A 23,053-nucleotide genomic window follows, 5' to 3' on the forward strand; every position below is an offset into this window, starting at 1 on the left:
CAAGCTTCCACCCACCCGGAGACTCCCTGTCACGAGACGTCTGCCCGCCCATATCCCGCAACCTGCCCGCTACCTGCCCGCCGGCGGCGCGGTGTCGAGGTTTTCGGTGATGCGCATGCCCTGCGCCTTGAAGGCGGCAAGGTAGTCGGCGATACGCTGCCGGGCCAGGCCCAGGTCAGTGTTGTTGAGATTGATGTTGAGCAGGTCGATGAACCAGGGCAGCTTGACCGGATCGAGCACATAGGCCTCGACAATGGCCCGGGCGATCGGCAGGGTGGTGGTCTTCGATTTTTCGTGGACATCGCGGTGACCGGCGGCGAGCAGCTTGGCGTACTCCTCGTCGAGCAGGCGCAGGAAGACCTCGGCACTGAACAGATCACCGGCCTTGAGCCCCGTTTCGGGATCGTCCTCGGTGAGGGAGGCGCCCTTGTGGATCCACTCCCACAGGATGCTGACCCGGATCTCGCCGGTGGCCATGTCCTCCATCAGGTACAGGATGTCGTCGTTGCCGAAAAAGTCCGCCGGTTTCAGGGCCGCGGCCTGCATGCCCTGGCCAAAGGCGTTGCCGTACTGCAGGGCCACGCTGAGCAGGTTGCGGGCGCCGCGCACGGTGCGCGGGGCCGGTTCGAGCAGGGTCAGGTTGGCCGCGTCCTCCTCGGTGTAGCCGAGCGGCGGGAAGCTCCGGCCCAGCTGGTTGTCTTCGCCCGCCGCTTCCCACACCGGGCGGACGATGTGCACCATCTTCCAATGGGCGACCCACTTGCCGCTCGCCCCGGCCTGCTGTTCGCGCACCGCGCCGGCCCGGGCCTTGTCCATGCTGCTGGCCACGCCCTGCTGCGAGCCGACCGGAATGTTGGGCTCCATGCCCCCCTGCCACAGGGCGCAGTTGCCGTTGGTGTCCGGGGTGTTGACCGCCCGCCGCACCCGATCCTCGTAGTGGCGCATGTAGCCGTAGGTCATGAGGATCGATTCGATGTTGGGATTGACGAAGCCCGGGTCCCAGCAGTTGGCGTCGCACACGCTGTTGATGTAGTCCCAGCGGCCGGTGTTGTAGCCGACAAAGTGGCGGCCAAGGGCCGCCCGGATCTCCATCAGCTGGAAGGTGGCCTCCAGCTGCTCCACCAGCACGTAGGTTTTGATGGTCCCCTCGGCAAGGCCAAGATGCCCTTCGAGCGCGCTCAAGAGGTGGTTCCAGAATCCGGCCTCCTCGGCGGTCTGGATCTTGGGCAGGTAGAGGACAAGGGAAGCGCCGCGTTGTTGCAGGGCGCGGTAATTGTTGACCACGTACAGAGTCAGGTCGACAATGGAGGCCGAGAATGAGCGGCCGTCGACCCGGAGGTGACGGTCGTCGAGATGGAGGCCGCGGGCACGGAAGATGACCGTGGTGCGATCGAGCTGGGTCCGCCAGTCGGCGATGATCTCGCGGCCGAGAAAGCCCCGCGCCCAGGTATTCATCTCGCCGGCCACCTGTTCGGCCACCTCCAGAAAGAGCGGGTCACGGGCAAGGGCCCGCTTGAGACTGCGCTGGTTGTCGAGCGACATGGCGGTGATCTGACCCAGGGCATCCTCGCCGTCGAACATCCAGCCGTCGGCCCCGGAGAGCAGGGCATAGGCGACGTTGCGCAGGCTCGACTCGATGGGGGCATTGGGTTTGGCGGCCGGGCCGGTGCCCTGGATCCATTGCCGCCGCAGATCGAGCGGGATCTCCGCGCCGATGAAGTTCCCCTCCCGGGCGTCGCCCACCCGGATCGTGGTGCCTGGAATCAGGGCTTCGGGATCAAGAAAGGCGAGGGGCCGTCGCTCCCGAATGCGGGCCGCCCGCCGCCGCATCCGTTCGTCCATCAACCGTTTCTGCTTATCGCCAAGTCTGGCCATGAAGCCGAGCGCCGCCAGGGCCTCGGGAGTGTAGATGTCGGCATACTCGGTGGCCAGTTGGTCTCTGATCTGCACATTCGGGTGAGTGGTGAGTGTCGTTGTGCGCATGGAAGTGATCCTCCCGACGAGGTGGTGTGTGTTACTCTGTGGTGCCGGTGTGGCAGTGGCCGCAGCCCGTGGCCAACAAGAAATTGCACGCTCGATTCTTTTGGTTCGGCCTCCATGGGGTCGTCGCGCCATGCGGGCTGAACACCATTACTCGACACCAAAATGGGGTCGGCCGCAACAGCAAATCATTCGATTGCCGCAACCGGATCGGCGGATCGACGTCAAGGCCCGGCGTGGCCATTCAGTCGTGTGGCCCCCCGGGAGAAGGAGACGAAGGCTTCACGAGGGCGAAAGGCCTGGATGAGATCGTTGCGGTGTTGTATAAAAGGGGCTCTCCCCGCTGGCGCGCAATGATTGGTCGACACCATGGAACATGCAGCTGAATTTGCCTTGCTCAGGGCCCGAATCGCCGAACTGGAGGCCGCCTGTGCCGATCTTGAGGCGCGGTGCGCACAGTTTGACCAGTATCCCTACGGCCCGTTGGCCTGTCAATCCCTGGACGCGGCAGGTCGCCTGGCCGACGTCAACCAGGCGTGGCTGGACAGCCTCGGCTATACCAGGGAAGAGGTCATCGGCCGCGCCTTCACCGATTTTCTCCCTCCCGACCAGCGGCAGTGTTTTGGGGGAATGATGTCCCGCATCGAGGCGCTGGACGAGATCCTCGGCGCCGAGTTGGCGATGGCGGCCAGGGACGGTTCCACCCTGTGGGGCGCTTGCAACATTCGGGCCGAACGGGACGCGCAAGGCCGGCTGCTCAAGACCCGCTGGGTGTTCATCGATATCACCGCCCGCCTGTTGGCCGAGAACGAACGGCGGGAAAACGAGATGCACCTCAAGGCCATTCTCAACGCCTCCACGGAAACCATTCAGCTGCTCGATACCGAGGGGCGGACCATCATCGCCAACGAGGCCTCGGCCAAACGGTTGCACGTCTCGGTTGACGACTTGATTGGCCGGCCGGTGTTCGATTTCTTTCCGCCGGCGGTCGCCGAGCAGCGAAGGGAATGTTGCCGGCAGGTGGTGGCCACCGGTCAACCCCTTACCGTTCAGGATGAGCGCGACGGGATTGCTTTCGAGGCGTACCTGTATCCGGTTGCCGATGAACAAGGCGTTGTCCGGCGCATCGCCTTGTTTTCCATGGACATTACCCGGCGCAAGGCCATGGAGCGGCAGCTGGCGGAAAGCCATGCCCTGCTCGCCAATCTCGCCAACCAGGTGCCCGGGGTGGTCTACCAATACCGGCTGTATCCGGATGGGCGTTCGTGTTTTCCCTATGCCAGTCCAGGGATATGGAATATTTACGAGGTGACGCCGGAGCAGGTCCGGGAAGATGCCGCGCCGGTGTTCGACCGGCTCCACCCCGCCGACCACGACCGGGTTGCCGAGGCCATTCTCGCCTCGGCGCGCACCCTGGAAACCTTTTTCTGCGAATTCAAGGTCATCCTGCCCCGGCAAGGACTGCGCTGGTATTGGTCCCAGGCGCAGCCGCAGCGACTGGAAGATGGCGGCACCCTGTGGCACGGCATCATTTCCGACATCACCGCCCGCAAGCAGGCCGAGGAAACCCTGCGGGCACGGGAACACTACCTGCACACCATCCTCCAAACCTCGGTGGAAGGGTTTTGGGTGCTTGACACGCAGGGAAGGGTGGTCGAAGTCAACAACGCCTATCTGGCCATGACGGGATACAGCCGGCGGGAAATCCTCCGGCTGTCCATCAGCGACCTCGACGCCATCGAGTCGCCGGACCAGATCGCCGTCCGGATCCAACGGATCATCGCCAATGGTTCGGAACTGTTTGAAAGCCGGCATCGCCGCAAGGACGGCAGCCTCTTCCCGGTCGAGGTGTCGGTCACCTGGCTGGACGAGGAAGGGGGGCGCATGGTCTGTTTTTGCCGCGACCTGAGCGAGCGCAAACGGGCCGAGGAGGCGCTGCGCCATTCGCACGAGTTGATGCGCCACCTCATCGAGCACACCAACAGCGGCGTGGCCGTGCATGATCGAAACCTGCGCTATGTGTACGTCAGTCAGCGCTATCTCGAAATGTACGGGCTCAAGGGGCGTGATGTGATTGGCCAGCATCATTACGACATCTTTCCCGACCTGCCCGAGAAATGGCGCGACGTCCATCGGCAGGTCCTGACCGGCAAGACAATGAGCGCCAAGCGTGATCCCTACGTTCGAGCCGATGGGACGATGGAGTGGACCCGGTGGGAGTGCCGGCCCTGGTACGAGTCCCCGGGAACGATCGGCGGCCTCATCGTCTACACCGAGGTGATCACCGAGCAGGTGCTGGCCGAAGAGGCCCTGCGCAAGAGCGAGGAATTCCAGAGGGCGCTCATTGACGCCTCGCCGCTGGCGATCATCAGTCTTGATCCCGAGGGGCAGGTGCTCAGCTGGAACCGCGCCGCCGAACGCATTTTTGGCTGGTCGGAGAAGGAAGCGCTCGGCCAATTTTTGCTGATCGGCAACAGCGAGCAGGCCGAAACATTGGCCGCTCTGCGTACCCGAATCCTGGCCGGCGAGACGCTTTCCCGCCTCGAACTGCACCTGTGCCACAAGGACGGCAGTCCGATCGTGGTCAGCCTGTCGACCGCGCCCATCCGCAATCCCGACGGCGAATTGATCGCCATCATGTCCGTCCTGGAGGACATCAGTGAACGCAAGCGGGCGGAAGAGGAAAAGAAACTCCTTGCCGTCCAGTTGCAGCAGGCGCAGAAGATGGAGGCCATCGGCACCCTGGCCGGCGGTATTGCCCACGATTTCAACAATCTCCTTGGGGTGATCATCGGCTATGGCGAGATTGCCAAGGAAGCGCTTCCCGACCACTCGACCACCGCCAGGGATCTGGAGAAGATCCTGGAAGCCGGGGAGCGGGCGGCCGATCTGGTCAAACAGATCCTGGCTTTCGGCCGTCGGGCCAATGTCGAAAAAATTCCCCTGGAGCCGGTCCATCTGGTCAAAGAGGCCGTCAAGCTGCTGCGCGCGACCCTGCCCTCGACAATCACCATCCGGCAGCAGCTCAGCGCCAGGACCGGTACCATCCTCGCCGACCCGACCCAGATTCACCAGATCGTGATGAATCTCTGCACCAACGCCTTTCACGCCATGGAACAAACCGGCGGGGTCCTGGACATCACGCTCGCGGAATGCGAGCGCGATGTCCAGGACCTCCTGTATCATCCCCAGGTGCGACCCGGCAAATTCGTGGTGCTCACGGTAGCGGATACCGGTCCCGGTATCCCCCCGGAGATACGGGACAAGATTTTCGAGCCCTATTTCACCACCAAGGGGGTGGGGAAGGGCACCGGTTTGGGCCTGGCCATCGTGCACGGCATCGTGGCCGATACCGGCGGGTTCATCACCTGCGAGAGCGAGCCGGGGCAAGGGACGGCGTTCCACGTCTTTCTTCCGGCCCACGAGGCGAGCGTTCCGCTCCAGGACAAGGCGGCCGACACTAGCCCCTCGGGCCGGGAACGGATTCTCCTGGTGGACGACGAGGCCATGCTGGCGGAGATGGGCAAGACCATGCTTGAACGCCTGGGCTACACGGTGATCAGCCAGACCAGCAGCCTGGAGGCCTTGGCGATGTTTCAGCAGCGGCCCCGGGATTTCGACGCGGTCATCACCGATCAGACCATGCCCAGCCTGACCGGCATCGACCTGGCGCAGCGCATGCTGCGGATACGGCCCGATCTGCCGATCATTCTGTGCACCGGCTTCAGCAGTCTCGTCAATGAACAACAGGCCAAGGCGTGCGGCGTCAGAGGTTTTCTCATGAAGCCCCTGACCAAGAAAGGGCTGGCCGAGCTGCTACGCAGGGTGCTGGACGAGGGACGCGGCACATCGGCATCGGCGCCGTAGGGGAGGGGCGGGCCATCGAGCTGCCCGCCACAGATGCGTTTGGTTCCATGAGGCGAGACAGGGCCATGCACACCGCCCGGATCATCGACAGCCATATCCACTGCGGTATCCGGCATGCGGCATGGCGTTCTGCTATTTCGGAGGCGGGAGAATTTCGAGCAGCTCGTCGGCTTTTTGCGGATTGAGGTGGCGGAGCTGTTCGAGGCTTTCCTGGGCGGCGGCGGGATTGTCGGAGGAAAAATACACGTAGGAGAGATTGCTCCACCCTTCGACATCGCCCGGGTTGATGCGCACCGTCTGGCGGTACGAATCGATGGCCTCGTTGTAGCGTTTTTGTTCCGTGTACACAAAGCCGAGATTGCTCCACCCGTCCGCATCTTGCGGATTGATGCGCACCGTCTGGCGATACGCGGCAACGGCCTCGTCGTACCGGTGCAGGTTGAGATAGCAATACCCCAGACAATGCCAGGCCCAGGCATCCTCGGGCACGTCCCGTGACCATTCCTGGCACCAGTCCAGCATGCCTTTCCAATCGGATGACTCTTGGAACGCCTCCGAACCTTTGAGCCATTGATCGTGGCTGCGGCTGGATGGTTGTGGCGGCGGGGGCTGCTCCTGCGCGGCTGGAGAGGGGCGGGCAACGGCAGGGTGGGTGGTTTGCTCAGGTGCTTGGCCCGCCCGAAGCCCCTGGGCAACGGCAAAACAAAGGATGAGCAAGGCAACGGTCGTGGTGAGCTTGAACATTATCGGTCACTCCAATGCCCGCACGATAGACGAAAAACAGCCGCTCGGCGAGTGTTTCATTGCCTCCTCGTCAGGAAAAGCAACTCGAGGAAGCCTTTTCAAGGACGCCCAGGCAAGCCCCTGTTCGTCCCAGGCACACATCTATAACAGCAGAATTGAGCGATACGCATGAACGAGACCACCACCCCGCCCCCGTCAGGCGAAGCACATCCGCAGCGACACGCCTCCCTTCCACCGGCAGGAACAGCCGCGAAAAGGGGGCTGCAATTCAACAGGATGGAATTGTCCGGCGCCTTTGGCGACCTGGGGACCATGCTGCCCATTGTCTTGGGCATGATCCTGATCAATGGTCTGAGCCCATCGACCGTCTTTCTCACCTTTGGCCTTTTCTACCTTTTTGCCGGCTTTTATTATCGACTGCCCATCCCCGTGCAGCCGTTGAAGGCGGTTGGCGCCATTGCCATTGCCTATCCCGCTCTGATTACCGAACCGGTGATCGGCGCTGCGGGTATCCTTTTCGGTGCCATCCTCCTGGTGTTATCCCTCACCGGCATGGTCGATCGGATTGCGAAACTTTTTTCCCAGGCGGTGGTCCGTGGCATTCAGTTGACGTTAGGGCTTATTTTTCTGAAGAAGGGGATCGAACTCATTGTCCATGAACAGGTGTTCATGTCGGGCGGACCGGCCCGTTTCGCGGAGTATCCGGTCAATCTGATCACCGGCATCGCCGTGTTCGTCCTGGTCCTGCTCCTGCTCAACAACACACGGTATCCTGCCGCTCTGGCCGCGCTGGCCGTCGGCATCGTTGTGGGATGTGCGCTTGGCGGGTTTACCGGACGCGGTGTTTCTCTTGGCCCCACCTCCATCCATCTCATCCAACCAACGATCGCCGATTTTTGGACCGCCTTCATCATGCTGGTGCTGCCGCAGATTCCCCTCACCATCGGCAACGCCTGCGTGGGAACCGCGGACACCTGCGCCAACCTCTTCAGCGACGACCCGTCCACAAGAAAGGCGAAAGCCGGAACATTCGCCTTCTCCATGGGGCTGATCAATTTCCCCGCCGGATTTTTCGGCTCCGTGCCCATGTGCCACGGTACCGGGGGATTGGCGGCGCATTACCGTTTCGGCGCCAGAACCGGCGGCGCGCCTGTGATGATCGGTTTGTTTTTCCTCCTGGTCGCCCTGGGGCTGGGAGAATTCGGCTTTGCGGTGTTGTCGTTGATTCCCCAATCCGTTCTCGGGGTGTTGCTGGTTTTCGCCGGGTTGGAGCTTTGCCCGCTGCTGCGCAGTCTCAAGACCAACGAGGAGTATTTCGTGGCCTTGTTGATCGCCGGCATCGCCCTGGTCATTCCCAACATGGCGTGGGCCTTTGGGATCGGCATTCTCGTCGATAGCGTGATCCGGCTGCTGAAAATCAAAATTTAACCCTGGGCACGTCCGTGGATATCCCTGTCCGCAAAGGACAGGGAAAGAATGGAGTCGGATGGCGGGCCAGGAGGACCGGCCCGCATTTCAGGGGCGTTTCCCGCCTAGCCAAGCCCTATTGCCCAGGAGAGCAGAGAGGTTCCTCCGATGCAAACGGCGGCGAAGGGGAGCGATCGAGCGAAAAGTCGGGCCGCGGAGACGGTGTGCCAGCCATCGCCCATCCTTTGATCGCTATTCAAGGGGGACGTCGTTTTTCGTCTGTGCTGGCAGCCTGTTCGATAAACCCATTTTGTCCGCCAACGTGCTCATGGTTGACGCATTGCTGATCCAGAAGGTATAGGCGTTTTTCCCCGCATTTTTCGAATCATAGAGGGCGATATCGGCCTTTTTGAACAACTCGCCGAAGTTCTCGCCGTCATCGGCATGCATGGCGATGCCGATGCTGACTGAAATGTTGGTGTGGGGAAACCGCCGCGCGATCCTTTCGTCAAATCCGGCGAGCAGCTTTTGGGCAACTGACCGTACCGACTCGGTATTCTCAGCCTTGGGAACGATAATGGCAAATTCGTCCCCACCAAGACGGAACAGGTTCTCGGCGGGAAAGATGTGCATCAGCAGGTTCGAGAAGGCCACCAAGATCCTGTCGCCCTCATCGTGACCATACTGATCGTTGACCTCCTTGAAATTATCGAGATCGGCGAGCAGGAGCGCGGTGTCGCGCTGGCAGGGGGTCTTTCGCATGAAATCCTGAAGGCTGCGTCTGTTGTTCAGCCTGGTCAGGTAATCGGTGTTCGCGTCCATGAGCAGTTTGTTCTTGTACCGGTGCTCAAGGGTGATATCGAGAAAGAGATAGATGTAGCCGGCCAACACACCAAAAATATCGAGCAGCTTTTCATCGTGTATTTTCAGAACCTGGTCCTTGGAAATCAGCAGTGTTCCTTCCTCGTTCCGCTCCACGATCCATCGTTTGTTACGGGCGAAATTTCCAGCTGTAGCGATGAACGACTCGATGTCGCCGCCGATCAGCTCATCTCGTTGCAGCGAAAACAAATTGATGGATTTCTGGTTGATACTGGTGATGTTTTTGTTTTTGTCGGTCACCATGACCGCAAAGGGCAGCCCCTCGAGCAGGATGTTCAGCTCGATCAGCAGATTCTGCAGATCAGTGACATCGTGGGCGAATCCGACCGTGCCGATAACCTTGCCATCCACGTCGAAAATCGGTGATTTGTACGTTTTGAACTTACGCAGCTCATCCTGACACTTCACCGTCTCGTCAAAAAGGCAGGTTTCCTTTTTGTTCAGGACAATTTCTTCCGATTCCAGGCAGATATATTCACCCTGGGCATACTCGTCGGGTTCTATGCCCCAGATATAATAATGCCCCCGGCCTTGGATCTGGGCCTTGGTCTTGTCCACCGCGCGGCAGAAACTGGTGTTGACCTTCAGGTGCGCGCCCCGTGCATCCTTGAACCAGATCAGGTCGGGCAGGCTGTCTATCAAGGTGTCGAGATATTTTTCTGTAAGGCTGGCGTCCTCTCGCTCCTTCAACCGCGCCAGGATCTTGCCAAAGGAGGAGAGGGCTTGGGCATCGGTAAAGGGTTTGATCCATAGCTGGTCGAGCAGGTCCTGGACCTCCGTCAGGCCGGTGAGGCTGCTGGCGGTGCAACAGGCGATCAGGGCGGCGTGGGCTTCCTTTTCCGCGTGGACCATTTTTATGGTTTCCGTGGTGCACGAATCGAGGAGGATGATCGCGCAGTCTCGTACCTCCTCGTCTGCTTGCGCTCGACAGATGATGTGATGCGAGAACCGCTCCCGCGGGGGAACGCCCCGCAGCAGCGTTTCGAGTCGTGAGTCCTGGGTTATGATTAAGATCTTCAACAAACGGTGGTACATGCCTCAACTCCGTCAATGGCGTGGCGCGATGCCTCGTGGGTGCCGTTCACATGAGCGCTTGCGGCCGGTGCGCGCGGCTGGGTTCCGCCGGACATTATTTGGCCAAAGGGGATTCCTGCGTGTCGAGATTATCTTGATGTGGTCAGCAATTCCCGGTCTCCCGCTGGAGCAGTTGGGCGCAAGGTGAACGCGGAGTGTACCCCGAAAGGCCCAAGGGATACAGTAAACATTTGTTTCGCGATTCATCCAACAGCACCCGCCGCACCGAAGCCGCTCGATTCTTCCGGCGAGAGATCGGCCGGCCAACACCTCTTGAGTGGCGCGCATCGCAGTGCGTGCCCGGGCAGCTCTTAGCAAAGCGCCAAAGACATCGGCTAGCGCATTTCCATGCTCCGCGATTCCCGCATCATCTCCGCTGGACTTTGCCCAAAGTAGCGCTTGAATTCACGGCTGAATTGAGACGCGCTCTCATACCCCACCTTGTCGGCGGCGATGTTGGCCTTGATGCTTTCCTGGATCATTAAATCCCTTGCTTTGGTCAGTCTGATTTTTTTCAAATACTGCAGGGGAGAATCCGAGGTGATCTCTTTAAAGGCCCGATGGAACGCGGAAACGCTCAAATGAGCCATTTTGGCCAACTGTTCCACGTCCAGTTTCCCCGCATAGTCGCTTTGCATCACCTTGAGGACGCGGGCGACCTGTGAAAACGTGCCGCTGTGCAAGGCCAGGGAGTAGAGGACCGGCGCCTGGGTTCCGCGCAGTGCCCGATAGAGAATTTCCCGCACGATTCCAGGGCCTAATATTTGTGCTTCAGTCTCTGAACGCAAACATTTGACCAGCCTCGTCGTCGCATCCACCATCTCCTCATCCATGACGGCCGGGCCGATCCCGCGAGGCAGTATCCGTTCGCCGCCCTTGCCGATTCCTGTTTGCGTATCTATTCGACCGATCAGGTCATGTAATTGACCCATGTCAATATCGATGTACAATCCACGCAGTGGCTCCTTTGGAGTCGCAAAGGTCTCGCATTCGAACGGCATGGTGACCGAAGTCACCAGATACTGGTTGGCGTCGTAGCGAAATTTCCGGTCGCCCAGGTAACCAATCTTGTGCCCCTGGACAACGATACAGAGGCCAGGATCGTAGACCATCGGTTTCCTGGGAAGAGGGCGGGTTTCCTTGAAAAAAAGCACCCCGTGAAGCCGGGATGGAGAGGGGCCGTCCTCAATGTCCGGAAAGTTCCGCAACAGTTCAACCATCTTTGCCATAGAAAAAGCTCTCTTGTTTCGGATACCATCTTTAGACAACATTACTAGCTGTTATGCGTCACAAAATCAACGTGCAAGCAGAAATAGGCAAGAATTAGACAGGAACAGGTATTCCAAATCCGCCTGCTGGGAAGTACGTTCCTGCGCACTGCAACAGCAACTCAAGAACAGGAGGTTTCGCATGAATTTTGAATTTCACAATCCCACCCATCTGATCTTTGGCGCAGGCGTGCTTTCGCGACTGGGGGAGGTGGTCGGCAGGCATGGCAAAAAAGCCTTGCTGGTCACCGGCGGCGGCAGCGTCAAACGCAGCGGCACCTTCGACCGGGCCGTGGCAAGCCTCAAGGCTGCCGGGGTTGCCTGGGTCGAATGCGACGGTGTCGAGCCCAACCCGCGAATATCCACCGTCAGGCGTGGTGCCCAGATCGCCCGTGACGAACACTGCGATGTGATTATTGCCCTGGGAGGCGGCAGCACCATGGACGCCTCCAAGGTCATGGCCGCCGCCTTCTATTATGACGGCGATCCCTGGGACATGATTCTGCACGGTCAGCCCACTCCGCATATCCCGACCCGCGCCCTGCCGCTCATCACCGTGCCGACGCTCGCGGCCACCGGTTCCGAGATGAACATGGGGGCGGTGATCTCCAACGAGGCAACCAAGGAGAAGTCCTTTGTCCAGGCTAAATGTCTGTACCCCAGGGTGGCGCTGGTGGACCCCGAACTGACGAAGAGCGTGCCCAGGGATCAGACCGCCTACGGGGTGTGCGACCTGATCACCCATGTGACCGAAGCCTATTTCAACGGCGTTGACGACACCCCCATTCAGGACCGGTTCGCCGAAGGCGTCATCCTCACGGCCATGGAGTGGGGCCCCAAGGCCCTTGCCGATGGCAATGATCTGGAGGCCCGCGCGCAGGTGCAATGGGCCTCCATCGTCGCCCTCAACGGCTGGGTGAACGCGGGCACCAATGGGGGCTACCCGGTACACATGATCGAGCATACCCTGTCCGCCTATCACGACATCACCCACGCGGCTGGCCTGGCCGTGGTCAATCCTTCCTGGATGCGGTTTGCCGCCCGGCATAGGCCGCACAAGTTCGTCCAGTTCGCCGAGCGCATTTTCGGCCTCACGGCCAAAGATCCCGCGGACCTGGAGTGCGCCCTTGAGGGCATTGATCGTTTTGAAAGTTTTCTTAAAGAGATCGGTTGTCCCACGCGGCTGGCCGAGCTGCAGATCGATGACGGCCTGCTCACTCGGTATGCCCAGGATACCTTGCGTGTTATCCACGACGCGAACGGCAACCTGCCGGGGCGTCCGGCAATGACCGAGGCGGACATTGTCGCGGTACTCAAGGCCGCCCTGTAAGGGCCTTGCTCGGCGGTTTCTCGCCCGGAGGGGAAAATGGAGTACAACGAATTCATGCCACCGGTCAAGCGGCGCGAACCGATTGCCGGCGACACTTCCCGATGATGTGGTTGTCCACCCAAGCAGGAGAGGCGCATTCGATGATCATTGCAGGAAACGGCTCACAGGCGAGCATCAAGGGACCAGCGGCTTGGTTTTCCGGCACAATGCGCAACGTCACACACTGAAAGGAGGGCTGAACATGCAGATCCCATGCAGCGTGAGTTGTCTTGAAGGTCTGGCCAGGACGGACAGGAGGTCGCGGGAGCGCTGAACGCATCAACGGCCCTTGCCTGGATCAGGCGAGGGCCTCCCTGATCTTGACGGACAACTCCTTGGATGAAAAAGGTTTATTCAGAAAGTGTATCCCTGCGTCGAGCACGCCGTGATGGGCAATGACGTTGGCGGTATAACCGGACATGTACAGCACTTTGAGGCCGGGATGCCGCGCAAGGAGCCGGCTGGATAATTCACGGCCATTCATCTCCGGCATGATGACATCGGTCAGCAACAGATCAATGGCACCTGGTTGCTGATCGACAATTCGCAGTGCCTCAAGCGGACCATTCGCCGCCAACACGCTGTAACCAAGCCGATGAAGCATGGTCAGACACATATCGAGCAGGGAGGGATCGTCTTCCACCAAGAGAATGGTTTCGCCCTTGCTGTTTTCCCGCGCATCCTCGTGTTCCTCCCTGTCAATGGTTTCGCTCTCGGTGTATTGGGGCAGGTAGATTCTGAACGTGGTGCCTTGGCCGGGTTCGCTGTACACGTTGATGAACCCGTGGTTTTGCTTGACGATGCCATAGACGGTCGCCAGACCGAGACCGGTCCCTTGGCCGACACCCTTGGTGGTGTAAAACGGCTCAAAAATCTTCTCCATGACCGCCGGTTCCATGCCACAGCCATTGTCGCTCACCGAAAGCACCACATACTCGCCGGCAGCGAATCCAGCGTTTTGGGTGCAATATTCGGCATCCACGGTAACAGCCCTGGTTTCGATGGTCATGGAACCAACGCCGTCAATCGCATCGCGGGCATTGACGCATAAGTTGATCAACACCTGGTCGATCTGGGCTGGATCAATATGCACCAGCGGCAGCAACGGCGCTGGCATCCAGGCAAGATGGATGTTTTCGCCGATCAGCCGCTGCAACATTTTCACCAATCCGCCCACGGCGATGTTGAGGTCAAGCACCTTGGGTGCGATGGTTTGCTGTCTGGAAAAAGCTAACAATTGCCTGATGATATCGGCGGAACGCTGGCCAGCTTCCCGGATTTTCTGCAGATGCCCATACAGCGGCGAGTCGGCCCGCGTCTGCTCCATGGCGATTTCGGTGTACCCGAGGATAACGGAGAGGATGTTGTTGAAATCATGGGCCACACCACCAGTCAGCCGTCCGACGGAATCCATTTTCTGGGCCTGAACGAGCTGCCCCTGCAACTTTTCCCTTTCCTGTTCAGCGTGTTTGCGCTCCGAAATATCCAAGGCGGAAAAGGTCACTCCGGCGGACAAATTTTTTGCGTCGAGAGGCGAGGAGCTGAGGAGTACATCGATGCACGTTCCGTCCTTGCATAGCCATCGGGTTTCCACCGTCCCTATGTTCTTCTGCTGAATCTGCAAATACTTCTCTGTGCCGACAAAGGTAAAATCCTCGTCGGTGGGGTACAGCATCCGGCTGTTTTGGCCAAGCAGTTCGTCGCGGCTGTAACCGGTCATGGCGCAGAGATGGTCGTTGACAAGGATAAAAACCCGGTCGACGACCACGCCAATACCGACGGGAGCCGCACGAAAAATGCTGCCGAGATACTCTTGGCTGGCCCGAAGGTCTCTTTCCGCCTGTTTTTGGGCGGTGACATCGTGGACAATGGAGTGGAGGATCGATTTACCGTGCACCTCGATACTGCTGCTGAAGACCTCCACATCCCGGACCGACCCGTCGGCCATCCGGTGACGGAACTCGAAATGGACGCGTTGGCTGCTGCGCGCTTTTTCCATTTCTTGGCTGATCTCGTCCGACGCCAACCTGTTGATGTCCTGAATACGCATTTCTTTGAGCTGTTGGCGCGACCATCCGTAAAAATGTTCGGCGGCCTCGTTTGCTTCGAGAATAGCGCCGCTGTCAGGATCGATAAGGAGTTTGACCGCAGCATGGTGCTCAAAGATATTTCTGAACAGTGACTCGCTCTTACGCAATTGTTCACGCGTTTCGTATTCAGGGGTGACATCGCGGAAAACCAGGACGACCCCCGTCAGTTTGCCCTCGGCGTCATGCATGGGGGCGGCATTTTCCGAGATGTGATACTCGGCGCCACCGCGCCCGACAAGGAGAGTATGGTTGGTGAGCAGGACAGGCTTGCCACTCTCCAAGACACGCTCAACCGGATCGAGGAGCTGTTCGTGACTCTCTTGATCAACGACACGCACCACCTCGGCGAGCCTTTTATTGTGGGCCTCGAAACTGCTCCAGCCGGTGAGCGTTTCCGCCACGGGGTTCATGTAGCGGATTTGTCCCCTGACATCGGTGGAGATCACGGCATCCTGGATAGAGCGCAAGGTGGTATCCAGTTGCTCTCTGGCCTGCTGCAGGCTGTCGATGAATTGGAGCTTAAATTCCTGATCAAGCAGGATTTTGCCGACCAGAATAGTTGCCAAAGGATAGAGGACGAGCACGGGGAGGCCGATGCTCCGAATGGTGGCCAACGCCTTGTCCAAGGGGAGCGAGAAGGCCATTGCCAGCATGGCCAGGTGGACAATGATTCCAAAAACATACAAGTGCAGGACCGTTGACAGGCGTCCATTGACACGAAAAAACCGATAGCCCGCCAGACCAACAGCCGTTGAGGAAAGGATGGTCAGCATGCCCATGACCGTGCCGGACCCGCCCATTGCCAACCGGCATGCCAAGGGCGGCAAGCAACTTGTCGCTGCGGCCAATGGGCCATAGAAGAGGGCGCAAATACTCAACATGACCGAGCGGCCGTCAAAAAACAAGCCGGGTTCCAGTTGGAGCGGACGGTACATGCCGATTACGGCCACTCCGCCAAACAGTATTCCCTGGGCCACCATGCCGAGTCGGGTGTGACGCGACCAACGCTGTTCGATGAAACCGGAAACAACACTGAGAGCGATCAGCAGGGCCAGATTCAAGATCAGGTCGAGATACGCCATGATTGGGAATTGTTATTATTTGATAATGGATGGTTGCGCGGGAGAAGCCCCACAGGCCGATATCGCAGACGACAAATATGCAATTCATATACAGGGTTGCTGTTGACAAGGCAATCGCAGAGAGAGCCGCGCATGATGAAACAGAACATATAGGGCAAACGGGGATGGAAAAGCACCGATCAGGACACGAATGAGCAGCTGGGGGCAACGATTGACCAATCGCTCACCAAAACCTACTCTAATCCGAATACAAGCCAGCTATGCTGGTGGCGCCGATGGTGCAGGCCAGCACAACTTCATGGCCACATCGGATCCCATGACCTCGATGATTTCCAATGGTATTTCAACCGCGAAGTGCAAAAAAGAACAGGAAGGGAGACCGAATCATGCCTGGACGCGATGACCGCAAGACCACCATCCTTTTTCTCTGTACCGGGAACTCCTGCCGCAGCCAAATGGCCGAAGGCTGGGCCAGGCACCTGCACGCTGCTGTTTATGCGCCCTATTCCGCCGGGGTGGTCAAGCATGGGCTCAATCCGTATGCCGTCCGGGTCATGGCGGAGGCCGGGGTGGATATCGGCAACCAGCAGTCCACGTTGATCGAGGAGTTGCCCTTGCACACCTTTGATTACGTGGTGACACTCTGCGACCATGCCCGCGAAACCTGTCCCTATTTCCCCGGCAAGATCGTCCATCGAGGATTTGCCGATCCTCCCGAACTGGCGAAAGCGGCAACAACGGAAGAGGGCGTCCTCCAGGCCTACCGGACCGTGCGCGATCAAATTCGCCTGTTCATCCAGTCATTGCCCGAGATTCTCGAAGGACGAGCGGGTTTCTCCGCATCCCGCCGCCAATACCGAATGCTCGATATAGCGTCGACGCTTGGCCGGCTTGAGTTGGGCGGTGTCCACCACCACCAGGCCATCGACGCAATCGCCGAAGGCCCGGTCGATGTTGAAGTCAAGAAAGACCACCCCGCCGGGCTGGCAGAGTTCGGTGTACTGTTTGTAGAGCGTGGGGATCGAGGTGCCCATGGTCGCCAGCAGCGATTTCAGGTGGATGAGGTCCTGCTGGTAGTTGTCGCCACGGAACGAGCGGGCCAGATCGGTGACCGGCAGGGAGAAACGGAAGGGGTGGCGCGAGCAGGCCTGGCTGCCGCTGCCGCTGAAATAGAGTTTATAGAAAAAGATCAGCAGTTCCCTGGCTGTCTGCGGCATGGCGTTGCTGATGCTCACCGGGCCGAACAGGTACCGGTACCCCGGATTCTTGCGAAGAAAAGCGCCGATGCCGTACCAGAGATAATCGAGGCCGCGTTTCCCCCAATAGCGCTGCTGGACGAAACTGCGGCCCAGTTCCAGGCCGCCGTCGAGGTAGGGAAAATGGGTCCGATCAAACTGAAAAAGGCTGTGGCTGTACAATCCTTCATGGCCTCGCTCCCGGACCACCGCCCCGGCATCGGCCAGCCGATAGGCGCCGACAATTTCCAGGTCTTCCTCCGACCACAGCACCAGATGACGATAATAACGGTCAAATGCGTCCATATCCAGCCGCTTGCCCGACCCCTCACCGACCGCGCGGAAGGTGATTTCCCGCAGCCGGGCGATCTCCCGCAGCACCGGTGATTGCTCGTCACCGGCGAACAAATAGATGCTTTTGCCGTCCGGCGTCGTTCCCAGCAGTTCACCGGCCTGAACGTTCTTCTTCAACACCACCCGCCGTTCAGGGCGGGCTATGGCCGATTCGGCGGGCAGGATCGGCCTCTTGCCCGCACCGATGCGGTAGAGGTGCTTGCGGAACAGGGCAACCTTATCCTTGTCCCGGAGCTTGAGGTTAGTGTAGGCGGCATGGGGAATCAGACCGCCGATGGTCAGCTTGAGCGGTTGACGGCGCTGCTGGAACATCTCGCCAATCAACATCAGGGTCGACAGCGGCTTGAACAGCATCGAAGCCGAGTAAAAGGCGAGCGAGTTGCGGGCACGGACATGGATGGGCAGGATCGGCGCCTTGGCGCGGGCCGCCAGGCGGAGAAACCCTTTGCGCCAGGGGCCATCCTGAATGCCCTTGGGGGACAGGCGCGACACCTCTCCGGCCGGAAAGATGATCACCGCTTCCTCGTTGGCCAGGGAACGCTCAATGTGACCGATCTGCTCCTTGCGGGTCACGCCGGTCATCACCCTGACCGACAGCAAGCAGGGACGAAGCGGCGTGATTGCCTCCAACAGGTCGTTGGCGACAATGCGGACATCGGGACGGCAGTCATGCACCAACTTGAGCAGAGCCAGGCCATCCAAGGTGCCGATGGGGTGATTGGCGATGATCATGACCCGTCCGCTAGCCGGAATATGCTCCCGTTCGCGTTCGGCAACCGTATAGGTGCACTGCAGGGATTCCAACACCTGCTCGACAAAATCCATGCCGCGCAAATGGGGGTACTGCTCGGCAAAACGGACAAAGCGATCCTCGTGGAGAAGACGGCGAAGCACGCTGCGGAGCGGCGAGGAGAGGAGGGGCCGGGCAGCCAGACCAGGAGAATACCGGGTGAGCAGGGCATCAACGGTGAACATGGATGTTCTCCAAAAGGGGGGTGATGAAGAGAAACCTGTCTCGGTTGTCTCAGGCGAAGGACCGATGCTCCCGGTACCCCAGCCACTGCTCGCGGAAGGACAACGGGAAGGCGGGCCGGTTGCTCTTTGTAGCCCTGAGCGGCTCCACATCGAACTCCAGAGTGATCCCGGGCAGGTCCGAAGGACACGCGGCGACGCTGACCCTTGCAATCGGCGCGAACCGGGCGTGCAGCAGGCAGAGCATGCCGCCTGGGGCGTCCTCCTGGACATGGTGGGTGGCGTAGCGGGAGGGGGCGGTCAACACCTGCCACTCCTTGGCATGTAGGGCGGCGGCGCGATCGGCGCACAGGGCCACCGCGCCGTACGGCTCCCGAAGCAAGGGGTGGGTGAACAGGGCGGCCAGCTGCATGTTCCGGATCAAAGCCACCGAGGCGAGATGGACATTGAGCACGAGGACCGAGGCGTTGCGTTTGCGAATCAGGGCAAACTGGACGGTGGTCGTCTCTTGGCGGGTACCGATGGCAAAGCTGCCGCTGTTCAAGACCCAGATTCCGCTGGCGGTCAACAGGGCCAGGCCTCGGGCGACACCTTCCTGTTCCGAATGGCAGCGTGCTGTCGCAAAGCAGCTGCGGGTCAACCCGAGTCGGCCTGCCAACAGGGTGCTGGCGGGCGCCCGGCCATCAGCGCCATGGACAAGCGATTGGCAGCACAACAGGTCGATTGTGTAGCGGTCGTCCAGAGTCGTCTTGGCATCGAACTCTTTCAAAAGTGCGTCAGCGTGCGTTGCATCCAGGTTTATCATTCGGAACATGATCATCTCTCGTGGCAAAGGGCTGTCAAACCGGCATGTTCTGGCGCGGACCGCGCTCCATGCCGGGGTGAAACGCCTGTCTTGTACCCCCACACTGTTGGTTTTTGGTCAGCGTACCATCAGGCTTTGGTGAGGAGTGGCTCCCGGCTGCGCTCTTTGGCTCGACGCCCGCTTTGGCCGCACCCGTCGGGATGGGGCGCCAAGACCGTCGCCGCCTGGATGGAAGTCATCTCCACGGCGGTTGTTACGGCAGGATCAGCAGGCACTTAGGATTCGATCAAGCACCGCGTTGTTGGCCGCACTGACCAAAACATAATCAATCCATAACGTTGGTTTAAAAACAGGCTCGTAGAGTGGGAGGCAGAACAGAAGACAAAAACGGATTGAGCGCCGATCAGGCGTTGACAGCAGACCCCCAACCATGCGATTCGCCATTTCCTTCACCTTCTCTCCCGGCACCCCGCTTTGGCATATTGGCACCCAATGGCTGGGACGGGATGCCCTCAGCGGCCAGAATTTCGCACCACCCAAGGTCCTTGGCCTGGACGCCGAAACCCTGCGGGAACTGACCCGGATACCTGCCCGCCACGGCCTGCAGGCTCCTCTTGTCCCGCTGTTTCGGCTTAAACCACCTCTGACCGAGGCAGATCTGAAGGCAGCTTTGGTGGATTTTTCCAGCCGGCAGTCGCCGTTCGCTTTACCGCCCCTTGCCCTCTGCCACGTTAACCGTGCGTTCAGCCTCTGTCCCTGTCGGCATTTTCCCGCCCTCCAGGCCCTGGCCGCCCGCTGTACCCGTGCCTTCGATCGGCTGCGTGCCCCACTCAATCCGAGCGAACTGGCCAAACACAAGGCGCAACCGCTCAGCGGCCAGGAAAAAAGGAACTTGGAGATGTGGGGGAACCCGTACGTTTTTGAGCAATACCGTTTCGCCTTTCCCTTGACCGGCCGGATGGCCGAAGGCCGTCAGAAGGAGCTGGTGCACAGTGCCCTGCAGACCTTCTTTGGTCCGGCGCTGGCCCAACCTGTCGTGCTGGACAGCCTGTACCTTTTTGTCGAACCGGAGCACGGTCAGCCGCTCAGCGGCGTCCACCGGTTTCCCTTGACTCTGCCCTCATCCGAACCTGGGGATCGCATCAGCCATGACCCGCAGTTCCTCGACCAAGACCTTCATTCTCGATACCAATCCTGGTCGTGGTCCTGGAGCAGCGGACCCCGTATCGTCAGATCATGCTCGCCCGGCCAATCGTTCCCCTGTCCAACAAGGAGATCGGCTACCTGCCCGGCGACAGCCAGTCCAACGGGCTCAGCCACCTGATCGAAAAGATGCAGGGGCAGCCGCTCTATGCCCATGTCAACCTTGAAAAAGGCGAGCGTTCCGAACTCGCCATGCTTGCCAGTGAACTGCTATGAGCCTCAAACAGTACCTTCTGTCCAATCGCTCCCCTCTCCGGACCCTGGTTCCCCTCTGCCTGGCCCTGCTACTCATGGCTGCCGCCGGTTCCCAGTCGCCGGTACTGCGTTACCGTGAGCAAACCGGAGACGATCAGTTCATCTTCACGTGGCAGATAAACAGGGACGTTGATGGCATCACCGTGATGCAGCAGCAGGGTGACGAGATGTATAGCAGCCGCAACACTGCCGGAGGAGCGACCCAGAGCTGGCACTATGTCAAGCCGCCGGCCACCGATGTCCGGGTGGAACGCGACGGCAACCGACTGCGCTTCACCGGCCGCTTTGCCGGTGAAACGATTGACCGGATCCAGACCATCGATGGACGCCCATGGATGCAACCCCTCTCCTTCAGCCTGCAGCGGTTGGTTGGCGAAGAGCCGCAGGTCGCTCGTTTTTGGACCATCCGCCCCGATACCCTGGACGTGCTTGCCATGCAGGCGGAGACGGCGGGCAGCGAACCGGTGGCCATCGACAGCGGCGGCACCCGGAGGGCCAGCAAGGTGGTCATTCGTCCCGAGGGGTTGCTCAGCGCTTTCTGGCAGGCCGAGTACTGGTTCCGTGACGGCGACAACATGTTCCTGCAATATCGGGGAACCCACGAACCTCCCGGCACGGCCGAAACCCGGATCTGCCTGATTACCCCCTGACGGCACAGGCCTGGGAACATGGGGCAATGGCGTGATTGATCGCCAGATTGCCCAGGAACTGGCGGGTGCAGGCCTCCCACGAGTACCGCGCGGCCATCTCCCTGCAGGCAGTGCGGGAAAGGGTGAGCGCTCTCAGGGCCGCTCGGCCCAGATCGGCATCGAGGCAGCCGTTGATCCCTTCGCGGATCAGGTGGCGGGGGCCGGTCACCGGGTAGGCGGCCACCGGCACGCCACAGGCATTGGCCTCCAGCAGGACGAGACCAAAAGTGTCGGTCAGGCTGGGGAAGACAAACACATCCGCCGCCGCCATCAGCCGCGCCAACTGTTCGCCGTGCTGGGCACCGGTGAACCGGACCAGCGGATAGGCCCGGCGCAGACGCGAATACTCCGGCCCATCGCCGATCACCCACTTTTCTCCCGGCAGATCCAGATCCAGGAAGGCGGGCAGATTTTTTTCCGGGGCCACCCGGCCAACATAGATAAAAAGAGGCCGTTGACAATCAACGGGCAGGCCGGGACGCGGTCGGAACAGGGCGGTGTCGACGCCGCGTGACCAGGGGACCAGAGGGGCAAAGCCCCGATCCCTCAGTTCGTCGATGATGGTTGGCGCGGCCATGGTGCGGCAGGCGGCGCCATGAAAGTGTTTGAGCAGGGCATAACTGAAGGCAAGCGGCATTGGCACGCGCATCCGCAGGTATTCGGGGAAGCGGGTGTGATACGAGGTGGTGAAGGCAAGGCCAATCCGGCGGCAGGCGGATCGGGTTGCCCATCCGAGCGGTCCCTCGGTGGCGATATGCACGGCATCGGGTTGCCATTCGGCCAGCAGGCGGCGGATGGCGGCCGGACTGGTCAGCGACAGCCTGATTTCCGGATAGGTGGGGCAGGCCACTGTTTTAAACCGGTCCGGGGTGAGGGTGAGGAGGTCGTGCCCCCAGCCGCGCAGCGTTTCCGCGGTCCGCGTGAGCGTGGTGACGACGCCGTTAATTTGGGGATGCCAGGCATCGGTGGCGATACAGATTTTCATGTTGAACGGAAACCGCCTCGCGCAGGGGTTGATGGGTGGGCCATTCGATGATTCCCAGTTGGCCACAGGAATTTTCGGCCAAGGCTGTGCAGCTTTCCACCCAGTCGCCGGTGTTGGTGTAGAGCGTTGTGCCGATTTCACGAATCCCGGCCCGATGGATATGGCCGCAGATCAGGCCATCCACCCGGTGGGCCGCCGCCTCCCTGGCCACCAGGGCATCGAATTGGCCGATGCAATTGACCGCCCTTTTGGTCTGGTGTTTCAGCCAGGCAGAGAGGGTGCGGGGTCCGCGCTTTTTTGCAGGGAGTCGGATCGTGCACCAGCGGTTGCAGCGCAGCAGCAGGGCGTAGATCACCGAGCCCGTCGTGGCCAGCCAGGGACAGTGGCGGATCACCGGGTCAAAGGTATCGCCGTGCAGCACCAGATAGCGGCGCCCGTCCACGGTCTGGTGGATGGCCGTGTTCTGGATGCGGATGTTGCTGATGGTGAGGCCGTCGAAGGCGCGCAGCAGGTGATCGTGGTTGCCGGGCAGGTAGATGACCTGGGTGCCGCCTGCCGCCTTAGCCAGCACGGTCTGGACGATGCGGTCATTGACCGCCGGCCAGTGCCAGGCCTTGTTCGCCTGGACCAGGTCAAAAATATCGCCGACCAGGTAAAGAAAATCGGAGTCGGTGTGGAGCAGGAAATCGAGCACCTGTTCGTTTTTCAGGCACCTCGTGCCCAGGTGGAGATCGGAGATCCAGATGGATCGGAAATGGTGCTGCGGCATGGTGCGCCCTCCTTTGGGTTGTG

The 23,053-nt window shown here is 60.2% G+C and carries 13 protein-coding genes and 3 pseudogenes; 7 read left to right on the top strand and 9 right to left on the bottom strand.

Annotated features, from left to right (window positions below):
• Positions 1-69: 69 nt before the first annotated feature.
• Complete coding sequence (locus tag DESPR_RS05990) at positions 70-1,983, bottom strand: aldolase/citrate lyase/malate synthase family protein (protein ID WP_015723915.1); 1,914 nt, start codon at positions 1,981-1,983, stop codon at positions 70-72.
• Positions 1,984-2,349: 366 nt separating this feature from the next.
• On the opposite strand from DESPR_RS05990, the gene DESPR_RS17150 reads away from it, so the two are divergent.
• Positions 2,350-5,847, top strand: a complete 3,498-nt coding sequence (locus tag DESPR_RS17150) for a PAS domain S-box protein (protein ID WP_015723916.1) — start codon at positions 2,350-2,352, stop codon at positions 5,845-5,847.
• A gap of 132 nt (positions 5,848-5,979) precedes the next feature.
• Here the strand turns inward: DESPR_RS17150 and DESPR_RS17795 are convergent, their stop codons facing one another.
• Positions 5,980-6,591: a tetratricopeptide repeat protein gene (locus tag DESPR_RS17795; protein WP_015723917.1), complete on the bottom strand. Its 612-nt coding sequence runs from the start codon at positions 6,589-6,591 to the stop codon at positions 5,980-5,982.
• A 168-nt stretch (positions 6,592-6,759) separates the two neighbouring features.
• Here DESPR_RS17795 and DESPR_RS06005 point away from each other — a divergent pair, with 168 nt between their 5' ends.
• Positions 6,760-8,019, top strand: coding sequence for a putative sulfate/molybdate transporter (locus tag DESPR_RS06005; protein ID WP_015723918.1), 1,260 nt, complete (start codon positions 6,760-6,762; stop codon positions 8,017-8,019).
• A gap of 231 nt (positions 8,020-8,250) precedes the next feature.
• On the opposite strand, the gene DESPR_RS06010 is transcribed toward DESPR_RS06005, so the two are convergent.
• Complete coding sequence (locus DESPR_RS06010; RefSeq protein ID WP_015723919.1) at positions 8,251-9,915, bottom strand: sensor domain-containing diguanylate cyclase; 1,665 nt, start codon at positions 9,913-9,915, stop codon at positions 8,251-8,253.
• A gap of 374 nt (positions 9,916-10,289) precedes the next feature.
• Entirely contained in the window at positions 10,290-11,183 is an 894-nt protein-coding gene (locus tag DESPR_RS06015) for an AraC family transcriptional regulator (RefSeq protein WP_015723920.1), read from the bottom strand.
• A 181-nt stretch (positions 11,184-11,364) separates the two neighbouring features.
• Between DESPR_RS06015 and DESPR_RS06020 the strand changes: the two genes are divergently transcribed.
• Positions 11,365-12,552, top strand: a complete 1,188-nt coding sequence (locus DESPR_RS06020) for an iron-containing alcohol dehydrogenase (RefSeq protein WP_015723921.1) — start codon at positions 11,365-11,367, stop codon at positions 12,550-12,552.
• Positions 12,553-12,889: 337 nt separating this feature from the next.
• Here DESPR_RS06020 and DESPR_RS17155 read toward each other — a convergent pair whose 3' ends face one another.
• Positions 12,890-15,763, bottom strand: coding sequence for a PAS domain S-box protein (locus tag DESPR_RS17155; RefSeq protein WP_015723922.1), 2,874 nt, complete (start codon positions 15,761-15,763; stop codon positions 12,890-12,892).
• Positions 15,764-16,218: 455 nt separating this feature from the next.
• On the opposite strand from DESPR_RS17155, the pseudogene DESPR_RS19195 reads away from it, so the two are divergent.
• Positions 16,219-16,386, top strand: a pseudogene (locus DESPR_RS19195) (low molecular weight phosphatase family protein); the annotation flags it as partial.
• A 177-nt stretch (positions 16,387-16,563) separates the two neighbouring features.
• Here DESPR_RS19195 and olsF read toward each other — a convergent pair.
• Together olsF and DESPR_RS06040 are read right to left on the bottom strand one after the other, a co-directional pair.
• Positions 16,564-18,327 carry a bifunctional ornithine lipid synthase OlsF gene (gene olsF / locus DESPR_RS06035; RefSeq protein WP_015723923.1) on the bottom strand — a complete coding sequence of 588 codons (1,764 nt, stop codon included), beginning with the start codon at positions 18,325-18,327 and terminating at the stop codon, positions 16,564-16,566.
• 49 nt (positions 18,328-18,376) lie between these two features.
• Complete coding sequence (locus DESPR_RS06040) at positions 18,377-19,138, bottom strand: hypothetical protein (RefSeq protein ID WP_015723924.1); 762 nt, start codon at positions 19,136-19,138, stop codon at positions 18,377-18,379.
• A 421-nt stretch (positions 19,139-19,559) separates the two neighbouring features.
• Here DESPR_RS06040 and DESPR_RS17805 point away from each other — a divergent pair.
• The 3 genes and pseudogenes from DESPR_RS17805 to DESPR_RS06060 form a co-directional block, all read left to right on the top strand.
• Positions 19,560-20,204: pseudogene (locus DESPR_RS17805) on the top strand (DUF1045 domain-containing protein); the annotation flags it as partial.
• 119 nt (positions 20,205-20,323) lie between these two features.
• Positions 20,324-20,548 (top strand): annotated as a pseudogene (locus tag DESPR_RS19210) (hypothetical protein); the annotation flags it as partial.
• The gene (locus DESPR_RS06060; protein ID WP_015723925.1) at positions 20,545-21,237 is read left to right on the top strand and encodes a hypothetical protein; all 693 of its coding nucleotides are present in this window, start codon (positions 20,545-20,547) and stop codon (positions 21,235-21,237) included. The pseudogene DESPR_RS19210 and the gene DESPR_RS06060, both read left to right, overlap by 4 nt.
• Here the strand turns inward: DESPR_RS06060 and DESPR_RS06065 are convergent.
• Together DESPR_RS06065 and DESPR_RS06070 are read right to left on the bottom strand one after the other, a co-directional pair.
• On the bottom strand, positions 21,227-22,261 hold the full coding sequence (locus DESPR_RS06065) for a glycosyltransferase family 4 protein (RefSeq protein WP_015723926.1): 1,035 nt from the start codon (positions 22,259-22,261) through the stop codon (positions 21,227-21,229). The genes DESPR_RS06060 and DESPR_RS06065 overlap by 11 nt on opposite strands.
• Positions 22,218-23,030, bottom strand: a complete 813-nt coding sequence (locus tag DESPR_RS06070; protein WP_015723927.1) for a UDP-2,3-diacylglucosamine diphosphatase — start codon at positions 23,028-23,030, stop codon at positions 22,218-22,220. The genes DESPR_RS06065 and DESPR_RS06070 overlap by 44 nt, the downstream gene beginning before the upstream one ends.
• Between the last annotated feature and the right edge of the window lie 23 nt (positions 23,031-23,053).

The organism is Desulfobulbus propionicus DSM 2032, from assembly GCF_000186885.1.
GTDB lineage: Bacteria > Desulfobacterota > Desulfobulbia > Desulfobulbales > Desulfobulbaceae > Desulfobulbus > Desulfobulbus propionicus.